Below are 16,046 nucleotides of genomic sequence, written 5' to 3' on the forward strand. Positions count from 1 at the left end.
GTTCTATCGTAATATGAAAACCTCGCTATTTAGCGAGGTTTTTTTTGGCTTTTACTCTAGCAATGGCATCGGCGATAGACTGTTTTCGGTCGATCGATGTGCTAGTTTTGTTTGCCATCGGTGTGGTCCGAGGAAACAAAATTGTTGGCGGCACCAATTGGTTGTGATTTAATCGCTGTTGCTTTTTCTCAGTTAGCGCTAACTCTTCTGATTCACTTAACACAGTGCCTAAAGTGCTTAATGTAATACAGTCTGTTGGACAGGTATTAATACAATTACTACACGAGGTACATAACTGTGGCAAAATAGTGTGTAATACTTGCTTACTGCCCACTATAGCATCGGTTGGGCAAACACGAATGCATTTGCCACATCCAATACAGTTTTCTTCGTCAATAAATGCTTTATATTGTTCTTGGGTTTGCATAATTACTTCTTGCATTAACTTAAACCTACAATATTACCATCTTTGTCAATATCGATTTGTCTATAAGCAGGATTAGTACCTAGCCCTGGCATGGTCATCACATTACCAGCATAAACACGAATAAAACCAGCACCGGCAGATATTGCTAAATGACTGATATCGACATCAAAATCGGTAGGAACATTTTTTAAGTTTGCATCAGCACTAATTGACATTGGCGTTTTAGCAATACAAAGTGGCAAATGATCCAGTTTTAATTCTTCGATCTCTTTGATGTTTTCCAGTGCGGTGGCTGATAAATTAGCCTTGTTAGCACCATATTTTTTTACCATGGTTTGAATCTTATCAGCGAGAGGCATATTATCAGGATAAGGCAATTTGATTTCACTTGGCATATCACATGCTTTAATAACATGTTTTGCTAATTTTTCAGCGCCTTTACCGCCTTGAGTGAAGACTTCACTCACTTCACAGGCAAATGCACCATGTTCAATCGCATATTTTTGTAAAAATGCTAATTCTTCTTCACTATCGTGTGGGAAGCGATTAATAGCGACAATTACTTGTAATCCATAGCTTTTGGCATTGTTGATATGCCATGCTAAATTGGCAGCACCAATTTTAAGTAATTCAACGTTTGACTCTGAAACTTCTTTTGGAATTGCTTGCCCTGGTTTAATATTATATTTACCACTGTTAGATTTTAAACTACGAACTGTTGCAACAAGAACTACACATGAAGCTTTAATACCAGCTTGGCGATATTTGATATTAAAGAATTTTTCCATACCCATATCCGAACCAAAGCCTGCTTCAGTCACGACATAATCAGCAAGTTGTAAAGCAATGCGATCGGCAATGACAGATGAGTTACCATGAGCGATATTAGCAAAAGGCCCAGCATGAATAAGTACCGGTGTATTTTCAACAGTTTGCATCAGGTTTGGATTAATCGCATTTTTAAGTAATACCGTCATAGCGCCAGCAACTTCAAGTTGTTCTGCGGTGATCGCCTCACCTTGGATACTATAAGCTAAAATAATACGTCCAATGCGCGCACGCATATCTTGTAAATCTGATGCTAAGGCTAAAATTGCCATGAGTTCTGACGCTGCAGTAATTTCAAATCCATCTTGGCGCGTAATACCATTAACACCACCGCCAACACCGACAGTTATTTTACGAAGTGCACGATCATTATGATCTATCACTCTCTTCCATACAATGCGATTTACATCAATGTTTAGACGCGGTAAACCTGTTTGTGCGGTAAATTCATCACCTAAACGTTCTTCATGATAAAGCCTTGAATCTAAAGCGGCAGAAGCTAAATCATGTGCGGCAGTAATGGCATGAATGTCACCTGTTAAGTGTAGATTTAATGTTTCCATTGGCAAAACTTCGGCTTTACCACCGCCAGCAGCGCCACCTTTAACACCAAACACAGGACCTAAACTTGGTTGACGGATACAAGCGATTGCTGACTTACCAATATAATTTAAGCCCTCACTTAGCCCGATAGTATTAACTGTTTTACCCTCACCAAGTGGTGTCGGTGTGATAGCAGTAACTAATACCAATTTACCGTTAGGTTTGTTTGGTTTGGTTTTAAGAATGGATAGATCAACTTTTGCCACATGCTTGCCGTAAGGCAGGACAAATTCTTCTGGAATGTTGCATTGTTTAGCTATTTCGGTAATTGGATGTAATGGCATATTAATTCTCATCTAACAGTAATTTGGGTTATCAGTATAAATAATTTGATTTGTCGAATAAAGCGACAATTTTATCTTTATTGTTTTTCGGCACAATTCGCAATTATCTTGTTATAATTACTAAATACATTCAATCAACATATATTTCATTAAAGGATAATAATTAAATGAATTGGTTTTCTGAGTATTCACTTTTTTTAGCTGAAACAGCAACAGTTGTTATAGCAATTTTAGCTGTACTTGTTTTTATATTAAGCCAACGCCGTAAGTCTGCAACGGTGGCTGGGCGGTTATCGGTTAAAGATATTAGCCAAGAATATGAACAAGTCAAAGACGACATGTTAATGTCAAGCATGGACGAGTTAGAAGCTAAGCTGTTTATGAAAGATCTTAAAAAACAGAAAAAAAATGAGAGAAAGCAAGCGAAATTAGCAGCTAAACAAAAAAAGAAACAAGCTAAAAATCAAGAAAAATCTGCCGAACAAACTTCGTCAGATTCAGATAATGTAGCGAAACCAGTAGAAAGTAATACAAACCAACAAGTTAAACCTAAATTATTTGTATTATCTTTCAATGGCAGCATGGATGCACACGAAGTTGAAGAATTACGCCAAGAAATCACTGCTGTATTAGCGGTTATTAAGCCTGAAGATAAAGTTGTCATTAAGCTTGAAAGCCCAGGTGGCGTGGTTCACGGTTATGGTCTTGCTGCATCGCAATTATTACGGTTTAGACAGCGTGATATACCTTTCACTGTAGTGGTTGACAAAGTTGCGGCGAGTGGGGGATATATGATGGCGTGTACCGCTAACAAAATTGTGGCAGCACCATTTGCCATTGTGGGTTCAATTGGTGTGGTTGCGCAGATCCCTAATTTTAACCGCTTACTCAAAAAACATGATGTAGACATTGAATTACAAACGGCAGGTGCGTATAAGCGTACATTGACGATGTTTGGTGAAAATACCGAAGAAGGACGTCAAAAGTTCAAACAAGAATTAGAAGAAACTCATCTTTTATTTAAAGACTTTGTTAAAGAGTATCGCCCAAATGTCGATATCGAACAAGTTGCAACAGGAGAACATTGGTTTGCAACACAAGCTAAAAATAAAGGCTTAGTTGACGAAATCAGTACAAGTGATGACTTTATTTTATCTCACTTAGAAACACATAAAATTATCTCAGTATGTTATCAACGTAGGCAAAAGTTATCGGAAAGAATTTCAAAGAACGTGATAAAAAGTGTAGAAAGATTGTTTTTCAGACAAGAAAACGGGCTGTAATAGCTCGTTTTTTATCTAGTCAAAACTTATTAATACTATTTAGTCGCCACGACAAGATATTGAAACCAAAAAGAATCTTTACCCTTGATTATTCGCATAAAAATATACCAATCATTGGTTAATTTTTAACTATAGCATTAATTGCCAAAACTGAATATCTATTATTCTAAATAGGTTTAATATGCAAATAATCCATAAAAATTAATGGATAGGCGCTTTCTTTAAATTGTACTATTTTATATTTTTTGCTTAAGGACAATTACTATGTTTCAATGGCTTTCAAATTGGATTTTAGATGGACTTAAACACTCCCCCGAAATTCTTTTATTTCTATCTTTAAGTTTAGGGTATTTAATTGGTGGCATTCGAATGGGTAAATTCCAACTCGGTGGTGTTGCTGGTTCGTTACTTGTTGCTGTTGCTTTAAGTGTTTTTGGCGTTACTATTGATGCTGGGGTTAAATCGATTCTTTTTGCACTATTTATTTATGCTGTGGGTTATGAAAGTGGTCCTCAGTTTTTCCGCTCATTAGGCGTGAAAACATTACGCGAAATCTTCTTAGCATTATTTATTGCTGTCGCAAGCTTTTTGACTGTTGTGGTTTTAGCTAAAATATTCAATTTAGACAAAGGCCTTGCCGCTGGTTTAGCAGCAGGAGGATTGACCCAATCTGCCATTATGGGTACAGCCTCTGATGCATTAAGTCAGCTAGGATTAAGTGCTGAAGAGTTAAGTAAAATGCAAGCTAATGTCACTATTGGTTATGCAGTGACTTATATATTTGGTTCACTAGGTGCCATTATAGTGTGTGTCAATATTCTACCAAAAATAATGGGCAGAGATATTGGCGATGATGCAATTAAAGCACAAGCAGAACAGCTTCATGGTTCGCTCTTATTGGGCAATGATCAAAATTTAGCTTTATCTGATATTAGTGGTCGTTTGTATCGTATTACCAATAAAATCAACCAAACTGTTTCCCATATTGAACAAACTGTAAATGGTATCAGTATTGAACGTATCAAACGTGGTAATAAAATAATTGAAGCAACACCAGACACAGTATTAAAGGCTAAAGATATCATTCTGGTTGTGGGTCATCGTGACGCTATGATTAAAGCACAAGATCTTCTTGGCACCGAAGTAAATTCAGCATCAGGTATGGATGTAGTGATGAACAAACTAGATGTTGAAATGCGTAATAGTCGTTATGTGGATCAAAATCTTACTCAAGTGCTTCAATCTGACGAAGTTATGAAATTAAAACATGGAATATACCTTTTGGCTATTCATCGTGATGGACAATCCCTTCCACTTAATAACGATATTAATTTAAAACTTGGTGATGTTATTACTATTTATGGTGCTGATGGTGATCTTCGTCGTGTTGTGGATAAAATTGGTGCTCCAATCACTAAAAGTGAAAAAACTGATTGGATATTTCATGGTTTAGGTCTTGTTGTTGGTCTTATTATTGGCTTAATTGTGATTCGTGTTAGTGGCATTCCTATCACATTAGGTGCAGGTGGAGGGGCACTCTTATCAGGTCTATTATTTGGTTGGTATCGATCTGTTCATCAAACTATCGGTAACATACCAACTGGTGCTGTGCAACTTTTAAAAGATTTTGGCTTGGCAGGTTTTGTGGCGGTAGTTGGTTTAAGTTCTGGTCTTCAAGCGATTAATACGATTAAAGAACAAGGTTTATCCCTATTTTTAATTGGTGTTGTTGTTACTTTATTGCCAATGTTACTTGCCATTTATTTTGGTAAATATGTACTAGGCTATAAAAATGTAGCGGTGTTTGCCGGTGCTTTAGCGGGTTCGCGTAGCGCTAATCCTGCTTTTGGTGAAGTGCTAAATAAAGCCGGTAACTCAACACCAACCAACTCTTTTGCCATTACTTATGCTTTAGCTAATGTTTTCCTAACTTTATTAGGACCATTAGTTGTTGCTTTTGTTTAATTGATCCATCAAATTAAGGATACAAATGTATGAAAAACAAAACAGAATACAGTCAATATGCTAATTTAAGTCCTTTTGAATTAAAAGATAACTTAATTAAACTGGCACAAAGTCATACCGATCGCGTAATGTTAAATGCAGGTAGAGGCAATCCCAACTTTCTTGCTACTTGGCCTCGCCAAGCTTTTTTCCAATTAGGTGTATTTGCAACCCAAGAATCCGAAATGTCATTTTCATATTTAAATGAAGGTATCGGTGGTATGCCAATTAAAGCAGGACTAACAGGACGCTTTGAACATTTTATTTGCCAAAATTACAACACTCCTGGTGTTGCCTTTTTAGGTAAGGCATTTTCTTATATTCGTGATCAACTAGGGCTTGACGAAAACGCCTTTTTACAAGAAATGGTAGAAGGTATTTTAGGATGTAATTATCCAGTACCAGATAGAATGCTACATTTTAGTGAAGATGTGGTTAAAGCATATGTTTTACAACAAATGGGTGCTCAATATCTGGATCGTAATGATATCGATTTATTTGCTGTTGAAGGTGGCACAGCTGCCATGGCTTATATTTTTAACTCAATGAAAGAAAATGGATTAATCCAAAAAGGTGACAAAATTGCCATTGGCGCACCTATATTCACGCCTTATCTCGAAATTCCTGAACTTAACGATTACCAGTTAGTTGAGGTATTAATCAATTCTGATCCTAACTCAAATTGGCAGTATCCTGAGTCAGAATTGCGTAAATTAGAAGATCCATCAATTAAAGCCTTTTTTGTTGTTAATCCTTCAAATCCACCATCAGTTAAAATTGATGATAAAAGTTTAAAAATCATTGCTGAGATTGTTAAAAAACGTCCTGAATTGATCATTTTGACTGATGATGTTTATGGAACATTTGCCGATGATTTCCAATCTTTATTTGCAATTTGCCCTCAAAATACTATTTTAGTTTATTCATTCTCTAAATATTTTGGTGCTACAGGTTGGCGTTTAGGTGTTATTGCAACAGCACATGATAATGTAATAGATAAAGCCATTAAAGCGTTACCAAGCAAAACCAAACAGATCTTAAATAAACGATATAGCTCAATTGTTACTGACCCTGAAAATCTAAAATTTATAGACCGCTTAGTAGCCGATAGTCGTGCGGTTGCATTAAACCATACTGCTGGACTATCAACACCACAGCAAGTACAAATGGTATTATTTGCATTATGTGAAATGATGGATAGCGATCAAAGCTATAAAACAGCATTAAAATCGCTAATTCGACGCCGTGCAGCATCACTTTATCAACATTTAGGTCTTAAACATCAAACCGATGAAAACAGTGTAGATTATTACACTCTAGTGGATCTTGAACATATTTGCCGAGAATTATATGACGATAAATTTGCTAAATGGATCCTAAAAAATAAAAACCCATCTGAAATGTTATTCAGAATTGCTGATGAAGCAGGTGTTGTACTATTACCGGGTAAGGGATTTGCTGTACAACATCCTTCTGCTCGCGCATCGTTAGCAAACTTAAATGAATATCAATATGCCGCAATTGGATTATCAATGCGTAAATTGGCAGAAGAATATTATGCTGAATATAAAACGAAGAATTAATAGCTAAATATTTAAATCAATAAACTTAATTAATACCCTAGCTAGTCTAGGGTTTTTATTCAATCAAAATGTTGTAAATTTTCTACTACCGATGTATCCAAAAGTAACAGTATTACGACAATCTATCTTTTGGGAAAAATATAAAATAAATATACTACCTGAGTTATGTAAAACGAAAAATAGACCTATCTTTATAACGTTAAAAGGTTAATATAACCATTTATACGTCGTCGAAATATGCCGACAAATAAGCGAGCATAACACGTCAAAAAAGCGTGTTGGAAGTGTTAGGTATTTTGTCAAGAATAAAATATAGCTGATTTGTCAAAACCGAAATAAAGTCAAATATTATCATTCAACTACTTTGAGCGTTTTTGATAAGTTAACACTAAACTTCTATCTTTACTTTATATATAATGTTGGCTCAATACTTAGATTGTAGATATCAATTTCGGAGCCTTTCATGCAGCAGTTTCGTCCTATCCATCGTGCTTTACTTAGTGTGTCCGACAAAACCGGTATTTTAGAATTTGCAAAAGCCTTATCAGAACGTAATGTTGAACTCCTTTCGACTGGGGGGACAGCAAAATTATTAATGGAAAACCAAATACCTGTTATCGAAGTATCAAATTACACTGGTTTTCCTGAAATGATGGACGGGCGAGTTAAAACCTTACATCCTAAAATTCATGGGGCAATTTTAGGGCGACGAGGTATTGATGATGATATTATGCAACAACATCAAATTGCTCCGATTGATATGGTGGTTGTTAATCTTTACCCCTTTGCACAAACTGTCGCTAAACCAGATTGTACGTTAGATGATGCGGTTGAAAACATTGACATTGGTGGTCCGACAATGGTTCGATCTGCTGCCAAAAATCATAAAGATGTTGCCATTGTAGTTGATTGTGGTGATTATGAAAATATCATCAATATGATGGATAGTAGCCAAAACTCCCTTTCATTTGAATATCGTTTTAACCTTGCAATTAAAGCCTTTGAACACACGGCTAAATATGATGGTATGATTGCCAACTATTTTGGCCAATTTGTGCCACCTTACATGGGTGAAACCAATCAACCATCGGGCGAATTTCCTCGAACTTTAAATCTACAATTCATTAAAAAACAGAATATGCGTTACGGTGAAAACGCACATCAGCAAGCGGCTTTTTATGTTGAGCAAGATGTCAAAGAAGCCTCGATTGCAACAGCAAACCAATTGCAAGGTAAAGCCCTTTCTTATAACAATATTGCTGATACCGACGCTGCGCTTGAATGTGTAAAATCATTTGATGAGCCAGCGTGTGTGATTGTAAAACATGCTAATCCTTGTGGCGTAGCGGTTAGTGATAATATTTTACATGCTTATGAAAAAGCCTTTAAAACTGATCCAACTTCAGCTTTTGGTGGCATTATAGCCTTTAATAGACAACTTGATGTAGATACCGCAAAAGCCATTGTTGATAAACAATTTGTAGAAGTAATTATTGCCCCATCAGTTAGCCAAGAAGCTTTAACCATTACTCAAGCTAAAAAAAATGTGCGTGTACTTGAATGTGGTGAGTGGTCAACACCAGCATCAGTAAGTTTAGATTTTAAACGTGTCAATGGCGGTTTATTAGTGCAAGATCGTGATCTAGGTATGATATCGCCAAATGAATTAACAGTAGTAACAAAACGTAAACCAACTGCTCAAGAGCTTTCAGATGCGCTATTTTGTTGGAAAGTGGCAAAATTTGTTAAGTCAAATGCCATTGTCTATGCAAAAGATAATATGACAATTGGTATTGGAGCAGGGCAGATGAGTCGTGTTTACTCTGCTAAGATAGCGGGAATTAAAGCTAAAGATGAAAATTTAAACGTTGCTGGATCAGTTGTTGCTTCAGATGCGTTTTTCCCATTTAGAGATGGCGTCGATGCCGCTGCAGCCGCAGGTGTGACTTGTGTGATTCAACCCGGTGGCTCGATTCGAGATGATGAAGTGATCCAAGCCGCAAATGAGCACAATATCGCGATGATCTTTACTAAAATGCGTCATTTTAGGCATTAATTGTGTGATCACTTTGTTAGTTTTTTAAAAATTAGTTATCTATATATATCTTTATATTATGAAAGGCATCTTAAAAGGATCTTTTATGAAAGTATTAGTAATTGGTAATGGTGGGCGTGAACATGCGCTTGCTTGGAAAGCAGCACAATCTCCATTGGTTTCTAAAGTTTTTGTTGCACCTGGCAATGCTGGTACTGCGCTGGAACCAAGTTTAGAAAATATTAATATCAAAGCCACCGATGTGAGTGGACTGCTTAACTTTGCCCAGCAACAGCAAGTGGATTTGACCATTGTTGGTCCTGAAGCACCACTGGTTATTGGCATTGTTGATAGCTTCCAAAAAGCAGGATTAAAAATCTTCGGTCCAACAAAATCGGCCGCTCAACTGGAAGGGTCAAAAGCTTTTACTAAAGATTTTTTAGCACGTCATAAAATTCCAACAGCTGAATATCAAAACTTTACTGAAGTTGAACCAGCAATTGCTTATATCCGTGAAAAGGGCGCACCGATCGTGATTAAAGCTGATGGACTTGCGGCTGGTAAAGGCGTTATTGTTGCCATGACACTAAAAGAGGCCGAAGACGCCGTTCGTGATATGTTAGCTGGAAATGCCTTTGGTGATGCAGGTCACCGAGTAGTGATTGAAGAGTTTCTCGAGGGGGAAGAAGCCAGCTTTATTGTCATGGTAGATGGCAAAAATGTCGAGCCCATGGCAACGAGCCAAGATCATAAACGTGTTGGCGACGGCGATATAGGTTTAAACACGGGGGGCATGGGCGCGTATTCGCCAGCTCCTGTTGTAACTGATGCGGTTTTTGCAAAGGTAATGGATGAAATTATCTATCCAACGGTCAATGGTATGGCGCAAGAAGGTAACGTCTATGTCGGCTTTTTATATGCTGGCTTAATGATTGACAAAGACGGCAATCCCAAAGTTATTGAATTCAACTGCCGATTTGGCGATCCCGAAACACAGCCGATAATGATGCGAATGCAATCAGATTTGGTCAAACTTTGCTTAGCGGCGGTAGAAGGCAAATTAGATACGGTCAAATCAAAATGGGATCCAAGATCCGCACTAGGTGTAGTGCTAGCTGCAGGCGGTTACCCAGGTGAATATCATACCCAAGATGTAATTCTTGGACTACCGGCAGAATCAACCGAAGATTGCAAAATTTTCCATGCGGGTACTAGTTTAGAAAAAGGGCGAGTCTACACCAACGGTGGACGGGTATTATGTGTAACCGCACTTGGCAACACAGTACTTGAAGCTCAACAACGTGCTTATCAGCAAGCCAAAGATATCTATTGGCATGGTTGTTTTTATCGCCATGATATTGGCTACCGTGCAATTGAGCGGGAAAAAAATAAATAACCGTTTATGAAAAATTGGTTTATTAAAAAACAATAAATAAAAAATTCAATAAAATCAATACTCTACCTGAATGTTTTGCCTTAGGTAGAGTGTTTGATAGCGCTAAGTGCTGTATCATTTTAGACACAAGCAGAGGCAAGCCAATGTCTTAAATTTATTAAATAACCAAGCTAGATGTGGTGTTACACAAATCTTGTTTATCTTATCAAAGTTATCTTTAAAATTTTTATCGAAATCACTTGCTAAATTTCCGTTGTCATTGACACTACTATTATTATTGCCGTATTCATTGGAATCGCAGGCATTATCGGCCACGACTTATAAACGTATTATTCATGGTACTGCACCTTATTTAACTTTTGAGGGGGGTACTACCAAAGTGACTACAACAGATGACTTATTAAGTATTAGGTTATCGGATGGTCGTACACTCACACCGCAAAACAATTCTTCATCATCAACAAATCCAATTGAGTTACCCGCATTAGATCAAAGTTTTGAAAATATTGACATGATGGTACCGACATCAACCAATTTTGTGAACCTAGCGATTTAGTCGCACAGGGTAATTGGGGTGATGATGATGGACAAGATGGTGGGGTAATGGCAGTAAGACAGAAACCTATCACATTAAACCTGATGTACCGAATAAAATCTGTTACACAAGGCCTAATTTGAATTTTGGTAAAAATTCTAATGGATGGGATTTTGCAGACCCAGCTAACATTTGGAATCTAGATAAAGGTTTTTTAACACAATCTACGAGTCCACTATTTTATAATCTTAATTTCCCGACAACGGGGGCTGATGCAAGTCTGTTAAGTTGGTCTCCAGTTATGCATAGCGGAATAACCGCAACAGTAAGATGGATTAAGCCAAGCTCCAGCGATAACTGAATTTCTGATACATCAAAATATGTAACAAGGGTGACATTAACTGGTCCAGAGACAAGGAATCAGATAAATAATCCTAATCCAATAGTAGCACCAAATTTACCTTGGAAGTTCGAGTTAGAGGGAAGGGATAGTCTAGATAATGTGGTTGCCAAATATGGATTTGAGTTGAGACAGTGGTTTGTTCATCGAGCAGATAAAAGGTTTTCTGTCTCTGAGCAGGCAAGGCCAGTGAGCCTTGCGCTTTAATGACTGAAAGCCAAAACAGCTCCCGATCGATACGAATTAAAAGCTTGTGCTTTTGTTATTAACTGGCTGTTATTAAATAATAAAAGAGCTTTGCTTAAAAATCCCAACTGGATGTAATAAAAAAGTATCCTATAAGTATTTGATTTGTTTGAAAATTCAAGCTAAAACGTTAATAAAATCAATAGTGTATCTGAGCTATTTTAGATCAAGAAATCTCACAATATGGTAAAGCCAATATATCTAGCTTATTATGGTGTTAAAATGCACCGATAATTAAGTAAAGTTAGTACGCCAGATGGGAGGTTTGATGAGAACGTGGTCGCAGATATTAATAATCCCAACAAAATTTTAATTAAAAAATTAACCTATTTATAAAGCTAAATTGTTTTCATTTTTACGTTTATTTACGTTTATTTATGTTTATTTACATTTCTTTACAAAAAAATCATCAAAAAAACTAGTCGCTTTTTTTCTTAATAGTTATAATTCTATCCATTATGGGAAATCAGCTTATTTAATGAGCAAGTATAAACAAAAAACAAATTATTTAACTGGATGGATCGTAATGCCGTATCATTTCAGACTTCAGCACAGGCAAAACTATGTCTCAAATTTATCAAATATCTCTAGTAGAAAGTTTTTTAAAAGAACCTCATTTATGTATTCGAAATTATTCTTCAAATCATCATCGGAATTATTTTTAAAAACTCCATTGTCGTTGATGCCGTTATTGTTATTACCTTATTCCTTAGAATCTCAGGCATTATCGGCCACTACTTCTGAGCGCATTCACGGTTCTGCGCCTTATTTAATTTTTGATGACGGCACTACCAAATTGACTACCACAGATGACTTATTAAGTATTAAGTTATCGGACGGTCGAACATTCACACCGCAAAATAATCCTTCATCACCGACAAATCCGATTGTGTTACCTGCAATAGGTCAAAGTTTTGCTGATATAGGCATGTTGGTTCCGCGATCAAGCAACTCAATAAGTATAAGTGGATTAGTAGCACAGGGTAAATGGGGGGATGATGATGGAGACGGAAAAGAAGATAGTATAACAGCAAGTGGGGATATCAGGCTGAGTATTACTGATAAAAATAACCAAACGGTTAATCGTAATGAAGTATTAACGATATGTAATGCGCCTTATAAAGTAGAGTTAAGTAGTACAGATGGTTATTTAAAAACTTTGTATGGTGTACCAGATATTAATACCTTCACAGAAAGTCGTACAACATATTATATCAATCCAAAATCATCGCCAGCTATCTGTTTTGTAAGGCCGAATTTAAGAGAAGGTGAAGATAACTTTGCTGGTCCAGTTGATATATGGAATTCTGATAAAGGGTTTTTGACTCAATCAGCTACGCCGTTACAGTATGGTCGAAATTTTCCAACAACGGGTAGTGATGGATTGTATTTTGATTTAAACATAAGTGGAGTTGATAGTAAGCAGTTAACTTGGGATTCAGTCACACGTGGGGGAATAACTGCTACTGTGATAGAAAAGGAAATAGATTGGTGGGAATCGGGGATTTCCAATGAAGAGAAAGTAACTCGCGTTATGCTAACAGGTCCTAAGGCAAGTGATGCTCAAAAACAAACAGACAGTCCAGATCCAATTCCCAAACCAAATTTACCACAGGTATTTGAACTGGAGGGTAAAGATAGTAATAAAAATGTGGTAGTAAAATATGGGTTTGTTCTGCAGAAGTGGTTTGTGCATCGTGGAGATAGCATGAATACTTATTTTAATCAAACATCTTGGTGTAATAGTGTAGGTTATCGTGTTCCACAGGTAAGGGATCTGACTAATGCAGTCTGTTCTGGTCTTTTGGAGAGTGAAGAGTGTCAGGGAGCTATTGGTGCTAAGCCACCTTCAAAAAATAATATGTACCAGCGTCAAATAGGTGCTGGTTTTTATCCAGAGTGGGGCGCACTTTATTTTTATTATCGCTCCCCCGGTGAATCTCCTCCTATTCTCTACTATAGTATAACAAGCGACACTAATGAAAGTGGTTTACCATTCGTCGTAAACAATGGTGGCAATGGTGATGGTTTAATAGACCTTGGTTTGAATTTAGATTGGTATTCTTATAATGCTATTTGTGTCACTCCTTAGCATTTATTATTTGGTACTTAATCCTTAGGGGGCAGGGAAGTTTATGGAGCAAACAAGGTAGTAAAGAACCAAGCTCTGCGCCGTTGGGGCGCTGAGCAGGTAAAGTCTGCGAGCCTAGTGTTTTTAATGACTAAAAAGCCAAAACAGCCTTCCAGACCCATGATGGTAAAGGTGTGGTTGGCGGTTTTTGTGGGTTTGATGTTGTAATTAAACCAAGGTCTATTTTAGTATGCAGTGTTTCAGACGTTTTGGTCTTTGGAGGATAAAATAGCTACAGTGTTTATGCTCAAGTAAAGGATTTAAAGTGAATTCCCTTGGCTCGGATGTTATCACTATGATTAACCATTTCTGGAAATGGTTAAAATGCAAATCTAACATTTTATTTTAATTAGAAAATTCATTTATCACTAAAGCTGAACCATTTTTATCTTTACATTTCTTTACAAAAAAGTCCGCCAAAAAACTAGCCAACTATTTTTTAAATAGCTATACTTTTACCGCTATAGGAAAACAAGCTTATTAAATAAGCGAATAGTTATAAAAATTTAGATAAAAAAAGTATTACTTAGCACAAGGAATGTGATATGCAGTATCATTTTGGCACAAGGCCTGGCAAACCTATGTCTTAAATTTATTAAATAATTCTATTCGACGAGTTTTTGCACGAAACTTATTTATATCTTCGAAATTATCTCTCAACTTATTATCGAAATTGTCCCGAAAAAGCTTATTGGTGTTGGGGCTGTTATTATTGTCATCTTTATGGAATGTACAGGCGAATGGTAAAAAATATCGAGCGGATAATCGTAGTGATGCAATAATGCTACCGTCGGCAGTTATCAATTATGCAAGGCCGAATCTAGAACGGGGGGTTGGGATATATGCAGGCCCAGCTGACATATGGAATCTTAAGAAGGGCTTTTTAGTTCAATCTATCAATCCTGAATCATACAATCAAAATTTCCCGACCACAGGTGCGCATAATTTATATTTTGATTTACTCATAACAGGAATAGAACCAGAAGAATTGACATGGGAACCCGTTACTTTGGGGGGAATTACTGCAACAGTGACAAATGTTGTAGCTAAGGATTGGTGGCTTCCTTATGAAGATTGGGGAGTTGTAGCCCGTGTTAAGTTAACAGGTCCAGAGGCAAGAACTCAAAGGAATAATCCTAAACCTAGTCAAATAGCTAAGCCACAGTTACCGCAGACGTTTGAGTTAGTGGGTAGAGATATATATGGCGTTGAGGTAGTAAAATATGGATTTGTATTAAGGCAGTGGTTCGTCAATCGGGGTCGTCGATGGAGCATTTATAGTGACCATTTAGCATGGTGTAATAGTTTGGGTTATCGAATGCCACGGGTAAGAGATTTAACCAATGCAAACTATAATAATTTAGGCGCAGCACCTAGTTCATCAGATAATCATTACAAGCGTCACATAGGCGCTGGCTTTTTCACGGAGTGGGGCACCATGAGCAACTACACTGATGCGGGCTTCGTCAGCACCGGCTACTGGACGAGCGACGCTACAGGTAGCTACCAGTTCCCTGTCGACTCGCGCTACGGCTTCGTCTTCAGCCTCAGTGCCAGCGACTCCCGCTATGGCCTTTGCACCGCACCTTAGCTTTTAGCGTTTAGTTCTTAATCCTTAGGGCGCGGAAGGGGGTTACGGTGCTTGAGAGGATAATATAACAAAGAATAAAGCCCCCGCGTAAGTTGGGGCGCTGAGCAGGCAAAGTCTGCGAGCCTTGCGCTTTAATGGCAGAAAATCAAAATAGCACCCCGACCGATACGACTTAAAAGCTTGCGCTTTTGTTATTAACTGACTGTTATTAACTGACTGTTATTAACTGGCTGTTATTAACAAGTTATTATTAAATAACTATTATCAAATAACAAAAGCGCTTTTATTAAAAAGCCAAATTCAATGTAATAAAAAACTAGCCTATAAATGTTTGATTTTATTTAGAAATGAAAATGAAAACTTAAATAAAATCAATAGTCTACCTGAACGATTTTAAAGTAAAAAACACACTTATAGCACCACAATATTAATATGCTTGCCTTATCACAGCATCAAAATATACCGATAACGAAATAAAGCTAGCACGCCAAACTGGGCTGTTTGGTGTGTTTGTGTTTTAGATGTTATCTGCAATATTAATTATTCCGCAAAAATCAAAAAGTCCTAAAGCTAATACCCTATTTTAATTATAAAATTAACTTATCACTAAAGCCGAATCGTTTTCATCTTTACATTTCTTTACAAAAAAGTCCGCCAAAAAACTAGTCAATCATTCCTTAAACGGCTATACTTTAATCGC

General features: G+C 37.0%; 11 protein-coding genes. 9 read left to right on the plus strand and 2 right to left on the minus strand.

The annotated features are described in order from the left end of the window. Window positions 1-25 precede the first annotated feature (25 nt). Window positions 26-442, minus strand: coding sequence for an RnfABCDGE type electron transport complex subunit B (locus A9G25_RS02890; protein ID WP_051634234.1), 417 nt, complete (start codon window positions 440-442; stop codon window positions 26-28). Further along, the gene (locus A9G25_RS02895) at window positions 442-2,142 is read right to left on the minus strand and encodes a formate--tetrahydrofolate ligase (RefSeq protein ID WP_218057523.1); all 1,701 of its coding nucleotides are present in this window, start codon (window positions 2,140-2,142) and stop codon (window positions 442-444) included. Before A9G25_RS02895 ends, A9G25_RS02890 begins: the two co-directional genes overlap by 1 nt. Window positions 2,143-2,309: 167 nt before the next feature. On the opposite strand from A9G25_RS02895, the gene sohB reads away from it, so the two are divergent. From sohB to A9G25_RS02945, 9 genes are all read left to right on the plus strand, one after another. After that, window positions 2,310-3,425 (plus strand): protease SohB, encoded by a 1,116-nt coding sequence (sohB, locus tag A9G25_RS02900; RefSeq protein WP_065625660.1) that lies wholly within the window; start codon window positions 2,310-2,312, stop codon window positions 3,423-3,425. Window positions 3,426-3,689: 264 nt separating this feature from the next. Then, window positions 3,690-5,390, plus strand: coding sequence for an aspartate-alanine antiporter (gene aspT / locus A9G25_RS02905; RefSeq protein WP_065625661.1), 1,701 nt, complete (start codon window positions 3,690-3,692; stop codon window positions 5,388-5,390). A gap of 29 nt (window positions 5,391-5,419) precedes the next feature. Beyond that, on the plus strand, window positions 5,420-7,012 hold the full coding sequence (locus tag A9G25_RS02910; protein WP_065625662.1) for a bifunctional aspartate transaminase/aspartate 4-decarboxylase: 1,593 nt from the start codon (window positions 5,420-5,422) through the stop codon (window positions 7,010-7,012). A 463-nt stretch (window positions 7,013-7,475) separates the two neighbouring features. Continuing rightward, window positions 7,476-9,068, plus strand: coding sequence for a bifunctional phosphoribosylaminoimidazolecarboxamide formyltransferase/IMP cyclohydrolase (gene purH, locus A9G25_RS02915; RefSeq protein WP_065625663.1), 1,593 nt, complete (start codon window positions 7,476-7,478; stop codon window positions 9,066-9,068). Between the two features lie 85 nt (window positions 9,069-9,153). After that, complete coding sequence (gene purD, locus A9G25_RS02920; protein WP_065625664.1) at window positions 9,154-10,443, plus strand: phosphoribosylamine--glycine ligase; 1,290 nt, start codon at window positions 9,154-9,156, stop codon at window positions 10,441-10,443. Window positions 10,444-10,636: 193 nt separating this feature from the next. Continuing rightward, window positions 10,637-10,999 carry a hypothetical protein gene (locus A9G25_RS02925; RefSeq protein ID WP_065625665.1) on the plus strand — a complete coding sequence of 121 codons (363 nt, stop codon included), beginning with the start codon at window positions 10,637-10,639 and terminating at the stop codon, window positions 10,997-10,999. Window positions 11,000-11,369: 370 nt separating this feature from the next. Beyond that, window positions 11,370-11,585, plus strand: a complete 216-nt coding sequence (locus tag A9G25_RS02935; RefSeq protein WP_065625667.1) for a hypothetical protein — start codon at window positions 11,370-11,372, stop codon at window positions 11,583-11,585. Between the two features lie 658 nt (window positions 11,586-12,243). Next, a complete protein-coding gene (locus A9G25_RS02940; protein WP_065625668.1) occupies window positions 12,244-13,716 on the plus strand; it encodes a hypothetical protein in 1,473 nt (490 codons plus the stop codon). A gap of 733 nt (window positions 13,717-14,449) precedes the next feature. Beyond that, the gene (locus tag A9G25_RS02945; protein WP_141674983.1) at window positions 14,450-15,346 is read left to right on the plus strand and encodes a hypothetical protein; all 897 of its coding nucleotides are present in this window, start codon (window positions 14,450-14,452) and stop codon (window positions 15,344-15,346) included. The last annotated feature ends 700 nt before the right edge of the window (window positions 15,347-16,046 follow it).

Source organism: Gilliamella sp. Bif1-4 (genome assembly GCF_001690535.1).
GTDB classification, from domain to species: Bacteria; Pseudomonadota; Gammaproteobacteria; order Enterobacterales; family Orbaceae; genus Gilliamella; species Gilliamella bombi.